This window comes from Streptomyces smaragdinus, assembly GCF_009604385.1.
GTDB lineage: Bacteria > Actinomycetota > Actinomycetes > Streptomycetales > Streptomycetaceae > Streptomyces > Streptomyces smaragdinus.
The window spans coordinates 141,990-164,416 of sequence record NZ_WEGJ01000007.1 but is presented as its reverse complement, the minus strand read 5'-3'; the positions used below and the strand labels follow the sequence as shown (position 1 = coordinate 164,416).

The window sequence follows — 22,427 nt, the reverse complement described above, 5'->3', positions numbered from 1 at the left end:
TTCACTGCTCCTCGTTCCGGTTGCCGGCCTCGTCGGCCTCTGATGGGACTGCGTCCGCTGTCTGGACCACGTCCGCCACGGCCACCCGCGCGGGCCGCAGCAGCCGTCCGTCGGCGCTGTGCCGGTAGCCGCGCTGCAGGACCTCGAGCACCTCGTCGGCGCGCGCCCCGGCGGCCACCGGGCGTACCTCCGCCGCCTGGTGCACGGCGGGCTCGAAGTCCTCGCCGACCGCCCCGACGGGCTCCAGGCCCATCGAGCGGGCGAAGCGCTCCAGCTGTCCGGTGAGCATCCGCAGCCGCTCGTGGCCCGCCGCCGGATCCGGGTCGGGGCCGGCGGCCAGCACCCGGTCGAAGGAGTCCAGCACCCCCGCGAGTTCGAGCAGCAGCGCCTCCTGCCGCTCCTGCGCGGCGAACACCAGGAACCCGGCGTAGTCGGCGTCCGACAGTGGTTCGTTCATCGCTCCCTGTCCCCCCGGATCAGCTGTCGAACGTCAGGAACTCGTCGAGCAGGGCCGGCGGCTCCACCCGCTCCAGCTCCGCGACGGCCGGTATGGCCGGTGCCTGCGCCTCGAGCGGCCGCAGTTCGTCCGCCAGCCCGTCGAAGTCCGCCCGCCGCAGCGTCAGGCACTCGCGTACCTGCGGCGGCTCCTGGGCGTCCGCGGGCTCCTCGGCGAGGGCGGCGAGCAGCGCGGGGATCTCCGCCGCCGGGTCGGCGTCGAACAGCACCAGGTCGATCAGCAGCCGCTGCTCCACGGAGCGCAGCTCGTGCCAGGCGGTCTGCGTCTCGGTGCCCATCAGCCCGTGCTCCATCAGCGCGAAGGACACGTCCTGCATCTCCTCGTGCGTGGTGTCCGGCGTGACGCCGGCGGGGGCGAGCACGTCGTACGGGAACGGGGACGGCCACTGCAGCCCCGGGTCCTTGATCATCGGGTGGGCTCCTGCGGGGTGTTCGGTCCGGTCAGTTCGGTCAGCCGCTGCTCCACCGCGCCGATCAGGCGGCGGCGGACGTCGGAGTTGTACGGGTCGGCGCGGGTGGCCCGCACCAGCCGGTTCAGCGCGCCGGTCGTGTCGCCCGCGAGGAACCGCTGTTCGGCCTCCTCGGCGAGCTGCACGGCCTGTTCGGCGGGCGGCAGGGGCGGGCCGGAGGGCGGCACCTGCTGGATGCCGGTGATGAGCTCCTGGAGCGTGAGGTTGCCGAACACGATGGTGTCGACGTCCGTGAGGGCCTCGCCCAGGGACTCGTGGTAGCGCCGGTGCCGGGGCAGCCGCTCCAGGCCCTCGTGGACGAGCCGCAGCGCGTCCAGCACCACGGTGAGCCGGTCGACGGCGCTCGTACCGGAGTCCAGGCCAAAGACGAGGGCGCGGACCAGATTGTCGCGGGCCTTGGGAGACTCGGGGTTGAGCTCCAGGGCACGGCGCAGGTCCTTCTCCGCGGGCACCCACTCGCGTTCGCGGCCGTACGCGGAGCAGCCGAAGCCGTACCAGATGCCGCGGCTGGAGAGCAGTTCGGCGAGCCGGGCGGTGAGCGGTTCGCGGCCGAATCCGCCGAGCAGGGGGAGGGCGCGTTCGATCAGGGCGATGGCCTCGCCCAGCGCGTCGCCGCGGGTCTCCGTCTCGTCGGCCGCCAGGGTCTCCGCGTGGCCCAGCACCATCCGCAGTACGGCCCGTTTGGTCCGTACCGCCGTCTTGGCCTGGCCCGCGACGGCGATGGCGGCCGTCCAGCCGGTGAACGCCCGCTCCAGTCCGCCGTCCGCGTCGGCCAGGGCGGCGCCCGCGAGGGCGAGATGGGCCCGTACCGACAGATCGGCGGTGTCCTGTACGAGGCGGGCGCGGCGGTGGGGGAGCAGCAGATACGCCGGGTCGGTGTCCAGCCAGCGGCGGCAGTGCCCGCAGTCCGCGAGGTGTCCGTCCCGGGTGCGGGGCTGCGGCGGGCAGTCCTCCGCCAGGGCGCTCAGGTCGTCGACGGCGGGCAGCGAGCGCAGTGCCTGCTCGAACCGGTGGCGGCTGAAGTAGCTGAGGGACGCCGACAGGGAGCTGAAGGCGCAGCGCACCGCCTGCACGGTGAGCTCGCCCGGCTCCTCGCCCCGGCGCACGGCGGCGTCCAGGTCCGCGACGCGGGCGGCGACGGCGCGCGCCAGCTCCTGCCGGCCGGTGTACGCCGGGCCGGCCGCGAGGACGGTGCCGTCGTCGAGGGGCAGTCCGCCGGCCTCCTTCAGCCGGCGGGCGGCCTCCAGCTCCTCCTCCAGCGCGGTGATCAGGTCCTCGTGTCCGCGCGCCTGCTCGGCGCGGCCCTGGGCGGCGTGCCGTTCGGCGTGGGCGGAGAGCCGGTCGAAGAGGTCCTGGTGCAGGTCCCAGCGGAGCTTCGACAGCGCCTCGGCGGTCAGCGCGTGGCCGAAGCAGTCGGCGCGGCCGGTGCGCCAGCGGGTCCAGTACGTGTCGTCGGTGAGGACGGCGGGCCAGTAGGCGAGGGTGTGCCGCCAGGCGGTGACGGCGTGTTCCCAGGCGCCGCTGTGTTCACGCTCCTCCGCCTCCCACAGCCACGCCACGGCCAGCGCGTGCGCGGTGCGCATGTCGCCGGGGCTCTCGCGCAGCCGCCGCTCCCACAGCTCGATCGCCTCCTGCCGGCCGCGGGCCAGCAGCACCAGCAGCGGCGCGTCGGCGGGCAGCCGGGCGCAGAGCGTGGCGAGCAGCGAATCGCCGTCCGCCGGAGCGAGTTCCGCCAGAGTTCCGGCGAGCTCGCGCGGCTCGCGCAGGGCGTACAGCTGGGCGTCGAGCAGCAGCCGCCCGGCGGGCTGGCGCAGCTGGTCCAGGGCGACGCGCTGGCGCCAGTCCATGCCGCCCTGCTCCATCAGCGTGTACGCGGCGTTCTGCACGTCCTCCGTCGAGGAACCGGGGGTGATGCCGGCGGCCCGCAGCGCCTGATACGGATGCGTGCCGTCCCCGACGGCGAACCGGTCGGCCACCAGCCGGCCCTCCGCCAGCCCGTCGGCCCAGGGCAGCGCCTCCCGCAGCCGCCGCACCCGCAGCAGCCGCTCCCCGTCCCCGGCCGCCTCGTACGCCTCCGCCGCCGCCGTCCACTGCCCCGTGGCCTCCAGCAGCCGTCCCCGCGCCCGCGCGGCGCGCTCCCCGGCGTCGGCGCGGTCGCCGCAGCCGGCGTAGCACTCCACGGCGGCCGTCCAGTCCCCGGCGTCCTCCGCCAGCCGCCCCCCGGCGTACGCCGCGAGCCCGGCGGCGTCGCGGTAGCCCCCCAGGCCCGCGGCCTCCGTCCGCGCCCGTGTCCAGTCGGCGGCGGCCTCCGCACGGCGCGCGCGGGCGTAACCGGCGCGCAGCCGGGTGTCGGAGAACTGCGCGGGCACCGGCCCGTACGCCTCCGCCACGGACCGCCAGCCCGCCGTGCCGTCGGCGCCCTCCTCCGCGATCCGCGCCCGGGCGTAGGCGGCGCGCGTACCGACGTCCGCGTGGTCGTCGGGCAGCGTGTCGTACAGGGCGAGCGCGCCCGCCCAGTCCTCCGCCAGCTCCGCGGTGCGGGCGCGGGCGTAGTCGTGCAGCACCCGCAGCTCCGGGTCCGCGTCGGCGACCTCGGCGTACGCGGCCTGCGCGCGCGCCCACCGCCCGCCCGCCTGCGCGGTCATCCCGGCCGCCCGATGCCGCAGCAGCCGTACGCCGCCCTCGCGCGCCTCGTCCGGCACGCCCTCGAGCAGCGTCGTCACCGCCGTCCACTCGCCGCGTCCGGCGGCGAGCCGGGCGCGGGCGAACCGGCGCCTGCGGCCGACCTCGCCGTCCGCGTAGCCGTCCGCCAGCCGCCCGAAGCCCTCGATGACGGCCGCCCAGTCGCCCTGCGCGTCGGCGAGCCGTCCGCTGACCCACAGCATCCGGTCGGCGGTGTCGTGCAGATGGGGCGGCAGGCCGGCCAGATACTCGCGGGCCTCCTCCCACAGCCCGCCCAGCTCGCAGGAGCGCGCCCGGGCGTACGCCAGCCGGTCCGGCGCGTCGGCGCGCGCCGTGGCCTGGAACGCCTGCACGGCCGTCGCCCAGTCGCCCGCCCGTTCCGCGAGCCGCCCGCGTACGTACGCCGACCGGTCCGCGGCGTCCGGCAGCACCGCCAGCAGCCCGGCGGCCCGCTCGAAGTCACCGCCCGCCTCGCACTCGGCGGCCAGCTCCGCCACCCGCGCACGCGCCGCCGCCAGCTCCCCGCCCGGATCGCCGCCGGCCTCCCGCAGCTCCTCGAACGCCCGCACCGCCCCCGGCCAGTCACCCTCCGCCCCGGCGGCCCGCCCCCGCGCGTACAGCAGCCGGTGCGCGCCGTCCAGCACCCCGCCGGAGTACGCCCGCGCCGCCTCCGCCCAGTCCCCGGCGTCCTCCGCCAGCCGTCCCGCCGCGTACCCGGCCCAGCCCTTGCCCAGGTCCACGCACCGCGCGAACGCCTCCCGGGCGGCCGCCCAGTCACCGTCCGCCGCGGCCCGCCGCCCGCGGGCGAAGTGCAGCCGCCCGCCGGCGTACCCGGGGCAGTCCTCGTACGCGGCCACGGCGGCCGTCCAGTCGCCGGCGTCCTCCGCGATCCGCCCCACCGTGAAGCAGGCGCGGGCCACGGAGTCCCGGTAGCCCTCCGGCCGGCGTCCGGCGATCCGCGCGTACGCCTCCCGCGCCGCCGCCCAGTCACCGTCCTCCTGGGCCGCCAGGGCCGACTCGTACACCTCGTCCAGCTCCAGCTCCTCCTCGGCCAGCGCCATCAGCCCGGCCGCGTCCAGGAAGCCGTTCGGTCTTCGTCCCAGCACCCTCGCGCACCCCTCCCGTACCGTCCGCCAGTCCTCCGCCATCCGGGCGGCGTCCAGCAACTCCCCCAGCTCCCGCGCCTCGGCGGCCTCCACCCGCAGACAGCGCGCGTACCCCTCCGGCAGCCCCGCGACCAGCGTCTCGGCCGCCCGCCGGTCACCCAGGACCAGCGCCCGGCACAGCTCCTCGACCCGCGGCCACGCCAGCTCCACGGCCGCCTCCTCCTCCAGCGCGGCGGCCTCGTCGGCGTACCCGCGGGGCAGCTCCCGGGCCAGGCGCCGCACCTGCTCCCAGTCGCCGCGGATGTCCCGCAGGAACCGGGCCGCGCCGAGCATCTGAGCCGGTGTCACATGGCCGAAGGGATGCTCGTACGACCGCCACGCCCGCAGCCCCTCGGCGAGGGGATCCTGCCCCTCCTCCGCCTCGTCACGCACCTCCCGGGCGCGGAACAGCCAGCCGTGCCGCAGCTTCTCGTGCAGGAACACCGCGGGCACCGTCCACTCGTGCGTGGTGTGCCCCGGCAGATCGGAGATCCGCCGCCGCGCCGTCGTCATCGCCTCGTCCAGCGAACAGTTGCGCCCGACGGCGCGCAGCAGCGCGGGGGAGAACACCGCCGAGGCGGTCTCCGTGATCCGCGACTGCATCGCCACCACCGCCGGCAGCCCGCGCCCGACGAGCGCCTGCGCCAGCCCCGAGTACGGTTCCAGCCGTGTGCTCTCCGCCCCCGAGCAGAGATTGAGCACCACCAGCCGCAGCCCCGCCGCCCGCACCAGCATCCCGCCGAGCACCGAACCGGGCACCCGGTCGCTGCCGCCGTCCTCCGTCTCCAGCAGCACGAAACCCTCGCCGCGCGCCCCGTCGTACACCCCGTGCGCCGCCAGCAGCAGCGCCGTGGGCTCGTCACCGCGCTCCGTCAGCAGCTCCTCCAGCCGCGACCGGGTGGCGCCGTGCAGCACCTCCATCCGCACCGCGACCCGCGGCAGCTGCGCCTCCAGGGCGGCGATCTCCGCCGCCGACAGCACCGGCGGACAGCCGCGCGGCGAGGCCGTCGCCACCAGCAGCCGGATGTGCGTGGGACGGCCCGCCGGATCGGGCAGCCGCGGCTCGGGGCTGTCGCCGTTCAGCGTGCGGATCAGCGACAGGTTGTGGTTGACGGCGAGGGACTGCTGCGGCTGCTGCGCCGGGGCGGTCAGCGTCTCCAGCGGCAGCTCCCGCAGCTCCGGCGGCAGATCGAAGCGCAGCCGCAGCCCGTGCGCAGGCTGCCGCTGCTGGGCGGTGTCCATCGCTCGGTCCAGCACCCCGGGCAGCGGCTGCTCCAGCAGTACGTCGAACAGCTCCCGCCCCAGCTCCCGCAGCCCCGCCGCCACCTGCGTGCCGCCGGCCGGCGCCAGCCCCAGCTCCTTCTCCACCAGCCGTTCGAAGCGCCGCCGGTACTCCGCGGGCGCCGCGGGCAGATCGACGACCCCGGCCGCCGCCGCGGCGCCGGAGGCGGCGACCAGATAGCGGCCCGGGGCCAGCATCCGGGCCCGGATCCGCAGTTCCTCGTAGCGCTGCACGGTCTTCACCTCCACAAGGGTCTCAGTGGCCGAACGGGTCGAGGAATATCTCCAGTTGGTACGACGCCTTGTCGAGCAGCTCCATCAGCTCACGGTTCTCCGGCAGGAGCCCGAGCGCCAGGGTCAGTTCCTCCACGGACTCCTGGAGGATGAGCGATGCCTCCGCCGTGAACCCCGCCTGCCAGCGTTTGACGGCGTGCGCCCGCCGCACGATGGCCAGGCTCGCCTGGGCGCGCAGCAGATGCGGGTTGAGGCCCGTGGCGCGGCGCAGATCGGCGATCGGCTGCTCGTAGCTGTCGGGCCGCTGGTTGGCGGTGTGGATGGCGCGGGCGGTGAGTTCGGCGGCCAGCGCGCCGGTGATCTGCTCGTGCTCCTCGCCGTGCGTGAACGCCTGCGCGAAGTCCAGCAGCATGACCGCCGCGTCGAAGTCCTCCGCCCGGCTGAGGGCGTCCGAGCGGCCCAGCGCCACCTCGGCGACCTGCGCCTGCGCCTCCGCGCCCCGGCCGATCCGCTGGGCCCGGTCCAGGGCGGCCCGCCAGTGCGCCGTGGCCGCCGCGACGTCCGGCTCCGCCCCCGACAGGGCGCTCTGCCCGAGGCTCAGCCCCGCCTCCATGGCGAGGGCCGCCGCGTCGTCGGCGAACCGGCGGCGGCCGTCGGGCAGCGCCGCGTGCGCCGGGTTGCCGGCGGCGAACCCCGCGCAGGCCTCCGGACAACCGGCCGGCTCCGCCCGGCACTCGGGACACCGCAGCGCCTCGAGGGCGTCCAGCGCCGCCTTCGCCCGCCCGGCCCGCAGCTGCGCCTGCGCCGGCCCCAGCAGCGAGAACCCGATCCGCAGCCGGTCCGTCTCCGCACCCGCCGCCAGCGCCGCCGCGTACGACCCGAACTGCCGCTGCAGCCCCATCTCCGCCACCCACAGCGGCCCGCAGACCAGCGCCACACCCCCCGGCAGCGGCAGCCCCCCGGCGTCCCGCAGCGCCTGCGCGGCGTCCGTCTCGCACCGCAGCAGCAGCCGCAGCTCCCCCTCGGCAGGCAGCCGGTCCTCCAGCAGTTGCCGCATCCGCCCCGCCAGCCCGTCCACCGCCTCCTCCGGCACGGGCTCCCCGTACCGCTCCTCGGCCCGCGACCGCACGGCCGCCCGGAAGTCCTCCCGGTACAGCACCGACGTCCACGCCGCGATGCACTGCCGCCACATTCCCGGCGTCGACAGCGCCGCCACCGCCAGTGCGTGCGCCGGCCGGTGGTCGCCGGGGGAGCGGCGGGCGGCGTCAATGAGCAGGTCGACGGCGTGCCGGCGGCGCCCGCCGAGCAGCAGCACCAGGGCGTCGAGGGGGCCCTCCGCCCGGTCCCGGTCCAGCAGCTCCGCGGCCGGCCCCCAGCGGCCCGCCGCGGCGTGCGTCAGGGCGGCGCCGCGCAGCAGCCGGGCGAGCTCCCGTCCGGTGCGCACGTCGGGGGCGGGGCCGGCGTGGCGGAGCACCTTCACGGCGGTGCGGTGGTGGCCGGCGCGGCACAGGGCGGCGGCACGCCAGTGCGGGCTGCCGACGGCGGCGGTGAGCTCGCCGGAACGGTAACCCGCCTCGGCGGCCAGGGAGTCGCGCAACGGACCCGGGGGCAGGGGGTCGAGCAGCAGGGCGGTCTGCTGCCAGCGGCCGGCGCGGATGTGCAGCGCGGCCAGCGCGAGGGCGGGCCGGTCGTCGCCGGCGTCCCGCAGCCCGTCGAGCTCCTCCGTCGCACCGTCCGTGTCGCCGTCGCGCGCCCGCTCCAGCGCCAGGGCGAACCGGGCCCGACGGTGCCCCGGATCGAGCCGCAGCACCCGCCGCCACAGCAGCGCCGCCTGCCGCCGCTCGCCCTCCAGCGACTCGAGCACCCCCAGGTAGTGCAGCGGGCGCGGATCGTCCGGCCGGTCCAGACACGCCGCCCGCAGCAGCTCCCGCGCCCGCTCCGTCCCGTCCGCCGCCCCGCTCGCCATCGCCTGCCACGCGGCGTGCAGCCGCAGCTCCGCGAACTCGGCGTCCAGCTCGCCCTCCGGGTACAGGGCCTCGACCCCCGTGAGGATCGTCAGGGCGGACGTGAAGTCCTTGTCCCGGGCGGCCCGTACGGCCGCCGCCCGTCCCGCGTCGGCGGCCAGCCGGCGGACGGCCGGCAGGTCGGCGCGGCGGCCGGCGAGCTCGCGCCAGAGGGCGGCGCTCACGTCGTACCGCTCCAGCCGGTGGGCGAGCAGGGCGTGGCGGTGCAGGGAGCCGTCGGTGTGCTCCGCGATGCCCTCGTACGACGCGAGCGCGGCGTGCGGCAGCCCGCGGCGCTCCTGGGCGTGGGCGATCAGGGAGAGCGCGAGGCCGCTGCGGTCGCCGGCGCGGGCGAGGAGCTGCTTGAACGCCAGCTCGGCGCCCGCCCATTCACCGGCGCGCAGCTGCAGCAGCGCGGACACCCAGCGGGCGTCGTCGTCCAGCCCGCGGTGCCGGGCGGCGGACAGCAGGTCGCCGCGCGCCGGTCCCGTCCGGCCCAGGCGTAACCGTGCGTAGGCCCGCTGCACGTAGGCGCGGCCCTGCGCCGGATCACGCTGCAGGGCCTCCGTGAAGTGCCCCTCCGCCGCCGCGTGGTCGCCGAGGCGGGCGGCGGCGCACCCCGACCAGTACCAGCCCTGCCAGTCCCGCGGGATCAGCCGGCAGAGCCGCTGGAACGTCTCCAGCGCCGCCCCGTCCCCGTGCGCCAGCTGCTCCCGGCCGGCCGCGAGCAGCCGCCGGGCGTCGTCGTCCAGCACCGGGCCATGCGCCATACGATCACCCGGCCGCCGCTTCGTCCAGCTCCGACCGCCACCGTCCGGCGTCCCGGTCGTAGTGCAGCGGCCCGATCCGGAACGACGCGAGGTCCAGCGTCAGCAACTGCTCGTACGCCTCGGCCGGCAGCCCCGCCTCCACGACGATCCTCAGCTCCGTCGTGGGGTCCTGCAGGACGAGCGGCACGGGCCGCGGCCGCTCCTCGGGGACGGGCTCCGGCGGCCGGATCCGCGCCACCAGCCGCGCCACCGCGTTCTGCACGCCCGTCGCGGCGCCCGCGCCCAGCCCGCTGAGGAACGCCTGCAGCGGGAGCGCCAGCAGCACCAGCCACGTCAGCTCCTCGGCCGCGCGGTGGTCCAGCACCTGCCGGGTCCGCACCGTGTAGCCGTGCCCGGCCACCTCGCGGACCAGGTCCTCCGCGGCGCCGCCGACCTCCTTGCTCAGCAGCAGCTCCGCCTCCGGTGCCATGGTCACGACCGGCCCCCTCCTGATCCGTACGCCCCGTAGTCGATAAGTAGCACGCGAAACCCGGACGTGTGGTTCATGTGGACGAGAAAGCCCGGGATGCGGCCGTTCCGGTCGCCGGGAGTCGGGCATAGGGTGATCCACATGTTCACCACCAGGCCCACGCTCCAGGGCACGTTCGGCATGTGCGCCAGCACGCACTGGCTCGCCTCGCAGTCCGCGATGGCCGTGCTCGAGGACGACGGGAACGCCTTCGACGCCGCCGTTGCCGCCGCGTTCGTGCTGCACGTCGTCGAGCCTCACCTCAACGGCCCCGCCGGCGACGTGCCCGCGATCATCGCGCCCGCCGGCGGACCCGTCCGGGTGCTGTGCGGCCAGGGCCCCGCGCCCGCCGGCGCGACCGTAGAGCACTACACCTCCCTCGGCCTGGAACTCGTACCCGGCACCGGCCCCCTCGCCGCGCCCGTCCCCGGCGCCGTCGACGCCTGGCTCACGCTGCTGCGCGACCACGGCACCAAGTCCCTCGAGGACGTGCTGAAGTACGCCGTCGGGTACGCCGAGAACGGGCATCCGCCCGTCGAGGCCATAGGCGACACCGTCGAGTCCGTACGGGAGCTCTTCGAGACGGAGTGGACCACCTCCGCCGAGCTCTACCTCCCCGCCGTCCGCCCCGGCGCCCTGATGACCAACCGCCCCCTCGCCGCGACCTGGCGCCGCCTGATCGCCGAGGCCACCGGGCCCACCCGCGAGGCCCGCATCGACGCCGCCCGCCGGGTCTGGCGCGAGGGCTTCATAGGCGAGGCACTCACCGCCTTCGCCGCCCGCCCCGCGATGGACACCTCCGGCGAACGGCACGCCGGGACGCTCACCGGCGACGACCTGGTGCGGTGGGAGGCGACGTACGAGGAGCCCGCGACGTACGACTGGAACGGCTGGACCGTCTGCAAGGCGGGACCCTGGTCGCAGGGCCCGTCCTTGCTCCAGCAGCTCGCCCTGCTGCCGGCGGACGGCCTCGAGTACGGCACCCCGGACTACGTCCACACGCTGGTCGAGGGCACGAAGCTCGCGATGGCCGACCGCGAGGCGTGGTACGGGGACGCCGCGGACGTACCGCTCGACGACCTGCTGTCCGCCGAGTACAACGCCGGGCGGCGGGCGCTGATCGGGGCGGAGGCGTCGTACGAGCTGCGTCCGGGCGCACCCGGCGGACGTACGCCCCGGCTGCCGAAGCTGCCGGCGCCGGCCACCGGCGGCGCGGCCGGCGCGGGCGAACCCACGATGAAGTCACACGACCCGATGGCCGTCCCCGGCGACGACCCCCGCGACCAGTCGCACCGCCGCGGCGACACCTGCCACATCGACATCGTCGACCGCTGGGGCAACATGATCAGCGCCACCCCCTCCGGCGGCTGGCTGCAGTCCAACCCCGTCGTCCCGGAGCTCGGCTTCCCCCTCGGCACCCGCCTCCAGATGACCTGGCTCGAGCACGGCCTCCCCAACTCCCTCACCCCGGGCCGCCGTCCGCGCACCACCCTCACCCCGTCCCTCGCCCTGCGTGACGGCGTTCCCGTCCTCGCCTTCGGCACCCCCGGCGGCGACCAGCAGGACCAGTGGCAGGCGCACTTCTTCCTCGCCGTCGCCCTGCGCCCGCCCGTCCGCGGCGGCTACGACCTCCAGGGCGCGATCGACGCCCCGAACTGGCACACCGACTCCTTCCCCAGCTCCTTCTACCCCCGCGGCATGACCCCGGGCGCGGTCACCCTGGAGTCCCGTTTCGGCGCGGACGTCGTCGACGGCCTGCGCCGCCGCGGCCACGACGTGACGCTCGCCCACCCGTGGTCGGAGGGCCGCCTCTCCGCCGTCGCCCGCGACCCCCGCACGGGGCTGCTGTCGGCAGCCGCTAACCCGCGGGGCATGCAGGGGTACGCCGTCGGTCGCTGACTTGTCATACGTCCATGATTCGATGGGACGCGTGATCGAGGACTTTCTCGCCGGCGACGGGCCGGCCCTGGTGGAGGCGGCGCTGCGACAGGCGTCCGCCGACGAGGTGATGCCGCGCTGGCGGCAGCTCGAGGCGCACGAGATAGCCGAGAAGCGCGGGCCGTACGACCTGGTGACGGTCGCCGACCAGGGCGCCGAGCGGCATCTGGCGCGGTCGCTGGGCGCGCTGCTGCCCGGCTCCGTGGTGGTCGGCGAGGAGGGCGTGTCGGAGGACCCGGAGCTGCTGGCGGCCGTCGGCGGGGACGCGCCGGTGTGGATCGTCGACCCGGTCGACGGCACCTGGTACTTCGCGCACGGGGAGCAGGGGTTCGCCATGCTGGTCGCGCTGGCGTACCGCGGTGAGGTGGTTGCCTCGTGGACGTACGCGCCGGCGCACGACGTGATGGCCGTCGCCGTGCGCGGCGGGGGCGCGCGGGTGGACGGGGAGCTCGTTTCGGTGGGCGCGCGGGCGCCGGGGGCGGACCTGACGGTCGCCACGTCGAGCCCGCAGTACATATCCGACGCGGAGCACCGGCGGCTGCTGCGGCTGGAGACCCCGGGCGTGGCCCGGCGGAACACCGGCTCGGCGGGGCTGGAGTACCTGCGGATAGCGCGCGGGGAGCTGGACGCCGTCGCGTACACCTGGGAGAACCCGTGGGACCACGCCGCCGGACTGCTGCTCGTCACCGAGGCGGGCGGGGTGCACCGGACGGCGGGGGGAGTTCCGTTCCGGGTCACCGGGGGTAATGAACTGCCGTTCGTCACGGCGCGGGACGAGGCGACATTGGGCCACATCCTTGGGTTGCTGGGAGGCGGCGCATAAGGTGCGGGGCGGCCGGTCCTCGGCCGCGGATGGAAGGAGTGCGGGCGAGAATGACGTCGCTGGTCGATGTGGTGGTCGTGGGTGCGGGGCCGAACGGGCTGACCGCCGCGGCCGAACTCGCCCGCCGCGGCTTCTCGGTGGAGGTGTTCGAGGCCGCGGACACCATCGGCGGCGGCGCCCGCACCGAGGAGCTCACCCTCCCGGGCTTCCGCCACGACCCGTGTTCCGCCGCGCATCCCTTCGGGATCAGCTCGCCGGCCTTCCGGGCGCTGGGACTGGAGCGGCACGGGCTGGAGTGGGTGCACGCGGAGCTGCCGATGGCCCACCCGTTCCCCGACGGCACGGCCGCCGTGCTGTCCCGGTCGGTGGGGGAGACGGCGATGTCCCTGGGCTCCCGGGACGCGGGGGCGTGGCGGCGGCTGGTGGCCCCGTTCGCCGGCCGGTGGGACGTACTGGCGCGGGACTTCCTCACGGCCTCCCCCGGCACGATCCCCCGGGACCCGCTGCTGCTCGCCCGCCTCGGCCGCTTCGGGCTGCCGGCGTCGGCGGTGATGCGGCGCTTCACGGGGGAGCGGGCGCGGGGACTGTTCGCGGGACTGGCGGCGCACTCGGCGGCGCCGTCGGGCGGTTTCCTGACGGGGGCGATGGGCCTCGCGTTCGCCCTGGCGGGGCACGCGGTGGGGTGGCCGTTCGCGCGCGGGGGGTCACAGTCGATCTCGGACGCGCTGGCGTCGGTGCTGCGGCTGAACGGGGGCGTGGTGCACACGGGGGTGACGGTGAAGCGGCTGGACGAGCTGCCGCCGGCCCGGGCGTACGTCTTCGACACCTCGCCGACGGCCCTCGCCCGGATCGCGGGGCTGGGGAACGTGTACGAGGGGTATCGGTACGGCCCCTCCGTCTTCAAGATCGACTACGCCCTGTCCGGCCCGGTCCCGTGGACCTCGGCGGACGCCCGCGCGGCGGGGACGGTCCATCTGGGCCCCACGTCGGCGGAGATCGACGCGTCGGAGCGGGCGGCGGTGTCGGGCGCCGACCCGACGGTGCCGTTCCTGATCACGACGCAGCCCACGCCGGCCGACCCGTCGCGGGCGCCGGAGGGCAAGCACGTGTTCTGGGCGTACGGCCACGTCCCGAACGGCTGGCGGGGCGACGCGACGGAGGCGGTCGAGCGCCAGATCACCCGCTTCGCCCCGGACTTCCGCGACCTGATCCTGGCCCGCTCGGTCATGGGCCCACCGGAGCTGGCCTCGCGCAACGCGAACTACGTGGGCGGCGACACGGCCTGCGGCGCCTTCGCGGGCCTCCAGTCCCTCCTCCGCCCCCGCCTGGCCCGAGTCCCGTGGGCGACGCCGCATCCGCGGGTGTTCATCTGCTCGTCGGCGACACCGCCGGGGCCGGGGGTGCATGGGATGGGGGGTCATAACGCGGCTCGGGCGGTTTGGCGGGCGTTGCGGAGGGGGTGAGCTTGTGGGGTCACCTTGTGCTCACCTCACGTGCGAGTTCCACGAACCACGCCGGACCGTGGAGCTCCACGGACCGCATGGTGGCGTGCAGGCGGGCCCGGGTGCGCGAGGACGTGACCGTACGCAGGACGGGCGCGAGCCGTAGCAGCGGCGCCTCCGCCTCGCGCCAGGCGTGGAGTCGGACGAGGGCGGTCAGCTCCGCCAGGATGTTGCCGAACGCGCGCCGGCCTCCGTCGAGGGAGGCGACCGAACTCTGCCGAAGGTGCGGGAGCGCGCCGCGGGGATCGTCCAGGCTGAGGAGGGCCTCGCCCGTGTGCAGGGCGACTTCGGTCGGATCGATCCACCAGGTGAACGCGGGATCGGTGGGCTGGATCGAGTCCTGCAGCGCTCCCGTGGCCCGCTCGAGGGCGTCCAGCGCGCGGGTCCGGTCGCCCGCCTGCGCGAGCCCCCGGGCACGTCGGACCTGGGCCATCAGCGCCACCCGTCCCCGGACCTGACGGCCGGTCAGCATCTCGTCCGTGATCGCCAACGCCTCACCCACCGCGCCGGTGTGCACGTCGACCATGGCGATCAGGTCCAGGATGAACCACTCCAGCGGCGGGTGTCCGGCGAGACGGGCCAAGGTGTGGGCCTCGGCCAGGGTGGCGCGGGCTTCGCGGAACCGGGCCGCGTCGTGCAGCAGCCAGCCGGCGACCTCGCCGATCTCCGCGACCTGGGCGAGGCGCAGCTTGTCGTCGCCGGCGATCGCGGCGCGTTCCGCCTCCCAGACCTGGAGGGCGGCGTCGGCCACGTGGTCGCCACCGTGTCGGTTGTCGTGGGCCAGCAGCCACCCCACGGCGTGCTGCACGTACGCGTCCGGCTCTCGCTCGTCGGGGCTCTCCACCGCCTCGACGACGCCCCGGGCCCGGGCGGCTCCGTGCCGCAGGTCGTCGAGGGGCGTTCCCAGCGCCTGCGCCAGCGACGGCAGCCAGGCGTCGGGGATACACCCACCCCGTTCCCACCGGGAGACCTCGTGGCGGGTGAGGGTGGTGATCCCGGCGATGAGGCACAACCGCTGTGCGAGCGCTCGCTGTGATAACGCGGCCTGCTTGCGCAAGCCTGCCAGATAGGAACCGAACTGCTCGCGCCCTGCCTGGTTGCCCATACGAGTCAAGCTACCCGGCGGCAGGCCCCTCCCGAGGCCACCCCGGTGGCCCCTCCCGTCAAGGGTGAACAGCGGTTTCCTGATGCCACGGTGTTCGGCGGCCGTACGAACGGTTCCGGGCGTCAGCCGACATGAGGAAGCAGAACGACATGCCGCAATCCGTGACCCACGTCCGCGACACCGGCCACCCCGGGTACAGCGAGACCCTGCCCCGCCAACCCGGGAGCGCTGCCGTCGCCCGCCGCCTGGTGCGTACCGCCTGCACGGCGTGGGGTCTGGGGCGATTGGCCGATGACGGTGCCCTGATCGTTTCGGAACTGGTGACCAACACCTTGCGGCATGCCCGGGGTAGGTCTATTCGCGTGATGGTGGAGCGGACGGACCTCGCAACGGTGCGTGTGGCCGTGTCGGACCTTTCCCGTGAACTGCCCGTGTCATGCGTGCGGAACGACGATGCGGAGGACGGACGTGGGCTACTTCTCGTGGCGGAGCTGGCGGCGGACTGGGGGACAGATGCGCGGCGCTGGGGCAAGGTCGTGTGGACTACGTTGAGTTGAGTCTGTTGGGGTCGCGGTGTCCTGCGGCTCGATGCGGGCGTAGCCGCTGCCGAGGACCTCACCCCAGCCCGGCCGGAGGCCGGATGCGCGAGAGCCGACGCGACCGGCAGCCGAAGACCGACGCCCACCTCCGGGCCGCTCCCGTTGTGCCCGTGCACAACCCCCCACCGCCCCCGGTGGTCAGCGGCAGCGATTCCGCCCCGCGCCGTGGACGGGGCCCCGGCGTGGTGCTGGGCTGTGCGCCACCCACGGAAGGAGTGCCGATGACGGCTGCCGCGCTGCAGGTGAGTGAACTCACCGTCGGCTACGGCCCGGTCCAGGCCCTGGAAGGCGTCGACCTCGAGGTGCCCGAGGGCGCCGTCGTCGCCGTGCTGGGCGGCAACGGGGCCGGGAAGACGACCCTGATGCGCGCCGTGTCCCGCACCCTCGGCTTCCACGGCGGCGCGATCCGCGGCGGGAGCGTGACCTTCGGCGGGCGGCGGCTGGACCGGCTGCCCCCGGACAAGGTGGTGGCCGCCGGGGTGGTGCAGGTGCCCGAGGGGCGCCGGGTGTTCGCCCGGATGACGGTGGCCGACAATCTGCGCGCCGGCGGGCTCGGCGCGCGCGGCGGACGGCGGTCCGCGGCGGCGGCCCTGACCAGGGTGCACGAGCTCTTCCCGGTGCTGCGGGAGCGGGCGGGCCAGCCCGCGGGACTGCTGTCCGGCGGCGAGCAGCAGATGCTCGCCCTCGGCCGCGCCCTGATGGGGGGACCGCGGCTGCTGCTCCTCGACGAGCCGTCGCTGGGGCTCGCGCCGCTGATGGCGGAGCGCATCGCCGAGGCCGTCCGGGAGATCAACGCCCAGGGGACGTCCGTACTGCTGGTGGAACAGAACGCCGCGCTCGCCCTGGGCGTGGCGGTCGCCGCCGTGGTGCTGGAGGTCGGCCGGGTCACCCTCTCCGGGACGGCGGCCGAGCTGAAGGGGTCGGACGAGGTACGGCACCGCTATCTCGGCGTCGTCGACGAGACGGCCGCCGCCGACGCGGAGCAGGCCGTCGACGCCTCCGTACCGGCGCTGACGAGGTGGGTGCCATGACCCGGGAGGCACCTCCACCGCTCGCGGTACGCGGACTGACCGTGCGGTTCGCGGGACTGCTGGCGCTGGACGACGTGTCGTTCACCGTCGAGCCCGGGTCGCTGCACGCCCTGATCGGGCCGAACGGGGCGGGCAAGTCCACCACGCTGAACGTCCTGTCGGGCGTGTACCGGGCGACCTCCGGCAGCGTACGGCTGGGGGACGCGGAGGTCACCGGGCTGCGGCCGCACCAGATCGCGGGGCTCGGGATGGCCCGTACCTTCCAGAACCTGGCCATCTCACCGTTCGCCACCGTCGAGGACGCGCTGCTGCTGGGCCGCCACCGGCTGACCCGCACCGGCTTCGTCGCGGCGGGGCTGCGGCTGCCGTCGGCCGCCCGGGAGGCGGCACGGCACCGGGAACGGGTCCGGGAGATCGCCGCGTTCACCGGGCTGGAGCCGTATCTGGGGCAGCCGGCGGCGGCGTTGCCGTACGGGCTGCGCAAGCTCGTCGAGCTGGGGCGGGCGGTGTGCATGGAGCCGCGGGTGCTGCTGCTGGACGAGCCGGTGGCGGGGATGACGTCCGACGAGCGGCGGCGTACCGCGTCCGTGATCGCGGGGGTGCGGGAGAGCCTGGGGATCTCGGTGGTGCTGGTGGAGCACGACATGGGCGTGGTCATGCGGCTGGCCGACACCGTCACGGTGCTCGACTTCGGGCGGTGCATCGCGGACGGGCCGCCCGCGTCCGTACAGAACGATCCGGAGGTGATCCGGGCGTATCTGGGGTCCTCCGGGGCACCCGAGTCCCCTGACTCCCCGAAGGAGGTGCGTCCGTGACGACCTTCCTCGAGCTGCTGATCAACGGCCTCTCGATCGGCTCCGTGTACGCCCTGATCGCCCTCGGCTTCGTGGTCATCTTCAAGGCCACCGAAGTCGTTAACTTCGCCCACGCGTCGCTCCTGCTCACCGGCGGGTTCATCGCCGCGACCCTCAGCGACGACATCGGCTTCTGGCCCGCGCTCCTCGTCGGCATCGGCGGCGCCGCGGCCGTCGGGGCGCTCGTGGAGTTCCTCGTCATCCGCCGCTACCGGGGCTCCGACCACAGCGTGCTGGCGATCGTCACGATCGGCGTGGACATCCTGCTGCTCACCGAACTCACCCGCCGCATCGGCACGGACGTCCTCGCCCTCGGCGACCCCTGGGGCGACCGCGTCGTCACCCTCGGCTCGGTCACCGTGCCGCAGACGCGGATCGCGGCCCTCGTCGCCGCCGCCCTGATCATCACGCTGTTCCTGCTGGCGTTCACGTACACCTCCTGGGGCGTCGCCATGCGGGCGGCGGCCGAGGACCGGGAGACGGCGGCGCTGATGGGCGTACGGCTGGGGCGGGTGTCCCTGGCCGCGTGGGCGGTGGCCGGTGCGCTGGCGGCGGTGGCGGCGCTGTTCCTCACGGTGTTCCCGACGCCGGGGCTGGCGGCGGCGACATCGTTCGCCGCGTTCAAGGCCTTCCCGGCGGCGATCATCGGCGGCCTCGACTCCACCACGGGGGCGCTGGCCGGCGGGCTGATCGTGGGCGTCACGGAGGCGCTGGTGACCGGCTACCAGGACGACCTGAGCTTCCTGGGGCGGGGGATCGGCGAGGTGGCGCCGTATCTGGTGATGCTGCTGGTGCTGCTGGCGCGGCCGGCGGGGCTGTTCGGGACGAGGGAGCTGAGCCGTGTCTGACGTGATGCGCCGTCCGCGTTTCTGGCTGGGCGGTGCGGGAGTGCTCGTCCTGCTCGTACTGCCGTTCTACGTGGACCGGTTCTGGCTGCAGTCGGGGCTGTTCGCGATGGCGGCCGCGATCGGGGCCATCGGGCTGAACATGCTGACGGGTGCCACCGGCCAGCTCTCCCTGGGCCACGCCTTCTTCCTCGCGGTCGGGGCGTACGGCTACTGCGTCCTGGCCGGCACCGGTGACGACGGGGTGACGGGTCTGGGGCTGCCGACGCTGGTCGCCGTGGTCGGCGCGGTGCTGCTCGCGGGGCTCGCCGGGGGGCTGCTCAGTCCCATCGCGGGGCGGCTGCGGGGGGCGTACCTCGGCATCGCGACGCTGGCGCTGATCTTCATCGGGCAGCATGTGCTGTTCAACGCCCGGGATCTGACCGGGGGTTACAACGGGCGTGACGTCCCGCCGCTGAACGTCTTCGGGCTGCGGCTCGACGACGAGACGGCGACGCTGCTGCAGGTGCCGTTCCAGTCGATGGAGAAGCTCTGGTACGCGGGCCTGGTCCTGCTCGCCGTCGGTGCCTTCTTCGCCCGCGGCGTGCTGCACGGCCGGCCGGGGCGGGCGATGAACGCGATCCGCGACCACCAGATCGCCGCCGGGGTGATGGGCGTGCCGGTGGCGCGGGTGCGGGCGCAGGCGTTCGTGGTGTCGTCGATGTACGCCGGGCTGGCGGGCGTACTGCTGGCGCTCGTCTTCCAGCGGACCGTACCGGAGTACTTCGGCTTCGCCCTGTCCCTCGAGTATCTCGCGATGGTCGTCATCGGCGGCCTCGGCTCGGTCTCCGGAGCCGTGCTGGGCGCCGTGTTCGTCTCGCTGCTGCCCCAGCTGCTCGACCGCTACAGCGACGCCCTCCCCCTGGTCTCCGCCCCCGGCACGGGCGGCGTGGCCCCGGGCGAGGCGTCCCGCTATCTCTACGGCGCCGCCGTGGTCGCGGTGGTGCTCTTCCTTCCCGGCGGTCTGACCCGGCTGCGCGCCGGGACCGCCCGCAAGCCTTCGTAACAAACCCTCACGAGGTCCTTCCGTAAAGGAGCACCGCATGCACACTCCGTTCCCCGCACCCGCCTCAAGACGCGTGGTCGTCGCGCTGGCCGCGGTGCTCGCGCTGACCGCCGCCGGCTGCAGCAGCAAGGCCGAGGACGACGAACCCTCCGGTACGGACAAGGGCGGCGCCTCCGCCGTCAAGACCGACAAGGGCGTCGACGCGAAGACGATCACCCTGGGCGCGCTGACCGACATGACGGGCGTCTACGCGACGCTCGGCAAGAGCGTGACGCAGGCCCAGCAGCTGTACGTGAAGCAGACCAACGCGGCGGGCGGCATCTGCGACCGGCAGCTGAAGCTTGAGGTCAAGGACCACGGCTACAACCCGCAGAAGGCGGTGTCCGCGTACACCGAACTGGCGCCGCAGGTCCTCGGGTTCCCGCAGTTCATCGGCTCGCCGTTCGTCGCGGCCGTCAAGCAGCGGATCGACGGGCAGGACAAGGCGCTGGTCATTCCGCAGGCGTGGTCCTCGACGCTGCTGGGGTCCGACTCGATCCGGCAGATCGGGGCCACGTACGACGTGGAGATGATCAACGCGGTGGACTTCCTGGTCAAGGACAAGGGGGTCAAGAAGGGCGACAAGATCGGCCACGTGTACTTCGAGGGCGACTACGGCGAGAGCGCCGTCGCCGGGTCGAAGTTCGCGGCGGAGAAGGCGGGGCTGACGATCGTCGAGCAGAAGATCAAACCCACCGACCAGGACATGACGGCGCAGGTCACGGCGCTGAAGAAGGCCGGCGTCAAGGCCATTCTGATCAGCGCGGGCCCGGCCCAGTCGGCGTCCCTGGTCGGGGTCGCGGCGGCGGCCAAGCTGGCGGTGCCGGTCGTCGGGTCGAACCCGACGTACTCCCCGCAGCTGCTGAAGACGCAGGCGGCGCCGGCGCTGCTGGCGAACTTCTTCTTCGCCGCGTCCACCCTCCCCATCGGCTCCTCCGAGCCGGGCCCGGCGAAGCTGGTGGCCGACTACGAGGCGGAGTACCCCGGTGAGCTGGTGGACAACGGCATGATCGCGGGCTACACGGCGGCCGCGGTGTTCGGCGAGGCGATCAAGAAGGCGTGCGAGTCGAAGGACATCACGCGGGCGGGGGTGACGAAGGCCCTGCTGTCGATGACGTCGTCGGACATGGGCTTCGGCATCACGCACGACTTCTCGGACCCGAGCCAGCCGTCGACGCGGGAGAGCTACATCCTCCACCCGGACGAGAAGGCCAAGGGCGGGGCGTCGGTGGCGAAGGAGAAGTTCACGTCGGAGGCCGCTACGTCGTTCACGCCGTCGGCGGGGTGAACGCCGGGGCGCCGGGGTGCCGTTTGGGTACCCCGGCGCCCGTAGGGCCGTCGTAGACTCGGCAACCCGTCTGCCCGATCTTGAAAAGGGGCGCCTGCCGTGTCGGACGTCACGCCTGCCCACCTGGACAAGGTGCTGGACGGCCTCGCGGAGAACCCCGCGCTGCCGCCGGAGTTCATCCGCAGGCTGTTCGCCCGCCGCACGGGTCTGGGGCGGGTCGCCAAGCGCCCGGACCTGACGGACGACTTGATCCGCGAGATCATCGCCCTGGACGACCATTGGCTCACGCACTCGCTCGCGCTGAACCGCGGCCTGCCCTCCGCCTTCCGGCTGACACTCGCCGGGCATCCGGATCCGTCGGTACGTGTGGCCGTGGTGGTTGCCGCGGAGCACTCGCCGCGTGAGCTGTTCGAGCGCCTGATCGGCGACACCGACTCGAAGGTACGAGACCAGCTCGCGCAGAGCGATCACGTACCGGCGGATCTCCGTGCGAGGCTGGTCTCCGACCCTGACCCCGAGATACGGGCGACCCTCGCCCGCTGGTGGCCGCAGGCGCCGGAGGAGGCACGGCGGCTGCTGCTCACGGATCCGGAGGGGACGGTCCGCGCGCACGCCTGCGCGACGTATTACGCCCGGCTCCCCCATCCCGTCCCGCCCGCTGATCTGATCCCGTCGTTGCTGGCCGACCCGGTTACGCGCGTCGGGGCGGTACGGCACTGCTCGCTCGACGCGGACACGGCGCGGCGGCTGGCGGAGGACCCGGACGAGGAGGTACGTATCGAGGTCGCCGCGCACTCCAGTCTCCCGCCGTCGTTGCGGGACGTACTGGCCGAGGACACCAACCCCCGGGTCATGCTCCGGATCTTCGCCCGCCGGGACACACCGGAGTCGACGCGCTCCACGATCCACGCACATCTGCTGGCGAACGCGTCTCCGAAAGGCTGGCTCGCCGACCTCGAAGGCATGGACGACAACGCCGTCGAACGGCACATCGAGTACGAACTGGCGCGGACGGAGCTCGGCTCCCTGCGGCTCCCGTGGGTGACCGCCGACCCCCTGCCCCACGTGGACTCGCCGTACACCTGCTTCCGCGCCTCCGCCGCTGAGTCCGACACCCTCCCCCCGTCGGTCGTGGCCCGGCTGCTCGACGACAAGTCGAACAGCGTCCGCACCACGATGGCCCGGCACGCCCGCGACCAGGTCGACGCGGCCACCGCCGAACGCCTGGAACGCACCTACCCCCCAACGAACAAGATCCGCTGGCGCCCGGCCGACGACTTCCCCCTCCCGCCCTCTGTCCTCCGCCGCCTGGCCACGGACCCGGACCCGAGAATGCGTGAACTCTCCCCTCGGGACCCTGACCTGCCCCTGAATCTCATCCGCCGCCTGGTTGCCGACCCGGAATCGTCGGTCCGCCGCGAAATCGCGGCCCACCCCGGCGTACCGCCCGATGCGCTGGCCCAGCTCGTGGCCGACGAGTCGGGTTGGGTGGCCGCCGCCGCAGCTGCCAACCCGGGGCTCCCGCTGGATCAGATGGACCGGATCCTCGGGCTGGCGGGCCTGTGAGACCGTCTGGGACGCGGGCCTCTGGTCCAGTGTTCGGGTCTGCCGAGGTGCGCTCAAGCCGTCGAGCGGGTCGGGGCCGCCCGACACACCTACGCGCGTACTGCCGCGTCGTGGTCGGGTTGGGAGCGTTTCCCGTACGCGCGCAGGCGTGTCGGACGTCCCCTTGCTTTCTTTGGCGGCTAC

The 22,427-nt window shown here is 74.6% G+C and carries 16 protein-coding genes; 10 read left to right on the top strand and 6 right to left on the bottom strand.

Annotation, left to right across the window (positions count from 1 at the left end):
• Position 1: 1 nt before the first annotated feature.
• The 5 genes from SRB5_RS13675 to SRB5_RS13655 are packed head-to-tail and all read right to left on the bottom strand — an operon-like array spanning position 2 to position 9,570.
• Positions 2–457 (bottom strand): nucleotide exchange factor GrpE, encoded by a 456-nt coding sequence (locus SRB5_RS13675; protein ID WP_153452201.1) that lies wholly within the window; start codon positions 455–457, stop codon positions 2–4.
• A 19-nt stretch (positions 458–476) separates the two neighbouring features.
• On the bottom strand, positions 477–926 hold the full coding sequence (locus tag SRB5_RS13670) for a hypothetical protein (RefSeq protein ID WP_153452200.1): 450 nt from the start codon (positions 924–926) through the stop codon (positions 477–479).
• Complete coding sequence (locus SRB5_RS13665; RefSeq protein ID WP_153452199.1) at positions 923–6,337, bottom strand: CHAT domain-containing protein; 5,415 nt, start codon at positions 6,335–6,337, stop codon at positions 923–925. Before SRB5_RS13665 ends, SRB5_RS13670 begins: the two co-directional genes overlap by 4 nt.
• A gap of 13 nt (positions 6,338–6,350) precedes the next feature.
• The gene (locus tag SRB5_RS13660; protein ID WP_153452198.1) at positions 6,351–9,101 is read right to left on the bottom strand and encodes a hypothetical protein; all 2,751 of its coding nucleotides are present in this window, start codon (positions 9,099–9,101) and stop codon (positions 6,351–6,353) included.
• 4 nt (positions 9,102–9,105) lie between these two features.
• Positions 9,106–9,570, bottom strand: a complete 465-nt coding sequence (locus tag SRB5_RS13655) for a hypothetical protein (protein ID WP_153452252.1) — start codon at positions 9,568–9,570, stop codon at positions 9,106–9,108.
• Between the two features lie 141 nt (positions 9,571–9,711).
• Between SRB5_RS13655 and SRB5_RS13650 the strand changes: the two genes are divergently transcribed.
• From SRB5_RS13650 to SRB5_RS13640, 3 genes are read left to right on the top strand one after another with little or no spacing between them, the layout of a single operon-like run.
• Positions 9,712–11,508: a gamma-glutamyltransferase family protein gene (locus tag SRB5_RS13650; protein ID WP_153452197.1), complete on the top strand. Its 1,797-nt coding sequence runs from the start codon at positions 9,712–9,714 to the stop codon at positions 11,506–11,508.
• Between the two features lie 31 nt (positions 11,509–11,539).
• Positions 11,540–12,370 carry an inositol monophosphatase family protein gene (locus SRB5_RS13645; RefSeq protein WP_323377873.1) on the top strand — a complete coding sequence of 277 codons (831 nt, stop codon included), beginning with the start codon at positions 11,540–11,542 and terminating at the stop codon, positions 12,368–12,370.
• Between the two features lie 50 nt (positions 12,371–12,420).
• Positions 12,421–13,833: a phytoene desaturase family protein gene (locus tag SRB5_RS13640; protein WP_153452195.1), complete on the top strand. Its 1,413-nt coding sequence runs from the start codon at positions 12,421–12,423 to the stop codon at positions 13,831–13,833.
• A 10-nt stretch (positions 13,834–13,843) separates the two neighbouring features.
• Here SRB5_RS13640 and SRB5_RS13635 read toward each other — a convergent pair whose 3' ends face one another.
• The gene (locus SRB5_RS13635; RefSeq protein ID WP_153452194.1) at positions 13,844–14,977 is read right to left on the bottom strand and encodes a helix-turn-helix domain-containing protein; all 1,134 of its coding nucleotides are present in this window, start codon (positions 14,975–14,977) and stop codon (positions 13,844–13,846) included.
• Between the two features lie 149 nt (positions 14,978–15,126).
• Between SRB5_RS13635 and SRB5_RS13630 the strand changes: the two genes are divergently transcribed.
• The 7 genes from SRB5_RS13630 to SRB5_RS13600 all read left to right on the top strand — a co-directional run bounded on the left by SRB5_RS13630 (position 15,127) and on the right by SRB5_RS13600 (position 22,244).
• Positions 15,127–15,534 carry an ATP-binding protein gene (locus SRB5_RS13630; protein WP_153452251.1) on the top strand — a complete coding sequence of 136 codons (408 nt, stop codon included), beginning with the start codon at positions 15,127–15,129 and terminating at the stop codon, positions 15,532–15,534.
• Positions 15,535–15,797: 263 nt separating this feature from the next.
• Positions 15,798–16,607: an ABC transporter ATP-binding protein gene (locus SRB5_RS13625; protein ID WP_153452193.1), complete on the top strand. Its 810-nt coding sequence runs from the start codon at positions 15,798–15,800 to the stop codon at positions 16,605–16,607.
• Positions 16,604–17,422 carry an ABC transporter ATP-binding protein gene (locus SRB5_RS13620; RefSeq protein WP_153452192.1) on the top strand — a complete coding sequence of 273 codons (819 nt, stop codon included), beginning with the start codon at positions 16,604–16,606 and terminating at the stop codon, positions 17,420–17,422. The genes SRB5_RS13625 and SRB5_RS13620 overlap by 4 nt, the downstream gene beginning before the upstream one ends.
• Entirely contained in the window at positions 17,419–18,309 is an 891-nt protein-coding gene (locus SRB5_RS13615; protein WP_323377872.1) for a branched-chain amino acid ABC transporter permease, read from the top strand. Before SRB5_RS13620 ends, SRB5_RS13615 begins: the two co-directional genes overlap by 4 nt.
• Before the next feature lie 4 nt (positions 18,310–18,313).
• Entirely contained in the window at positions 18,314–19,351 is a 1,038-nt protein-coding gene (locus SRB5_RS13610) for a branched-chain amino acid ABC transporter permease (protein WP_153452250.1), read from the top strand.
• A gap of 37 nt (positions 19,352–19,388) precedes the next feature.
• Positions 19,389–20,678: an ABC transporter substrate-binding protein gene (locus tag SRB5_RS13605; RefSeq protein WP_153452191.1), complete on the top strand. Its 1,290-nt coding sequence runs from the start codon at positions 19,389–19,391 to the stop codon at positions 20,676–20,678.
• 99 nt (positions 20,679–20,777) lie between these two features.
• Complete coding sequence (locus SRB5_RS13600) at positions 20,778–22,244, top strand: hypothetical protein (RefSeq protein ID WP_323377871.1); 1,467 nt, start codon at positions 20,778–20,780, stop codon at positions 22,242–22,244.
• Positions 22,245–22,427: the final 183 nt, after the last annotated feature.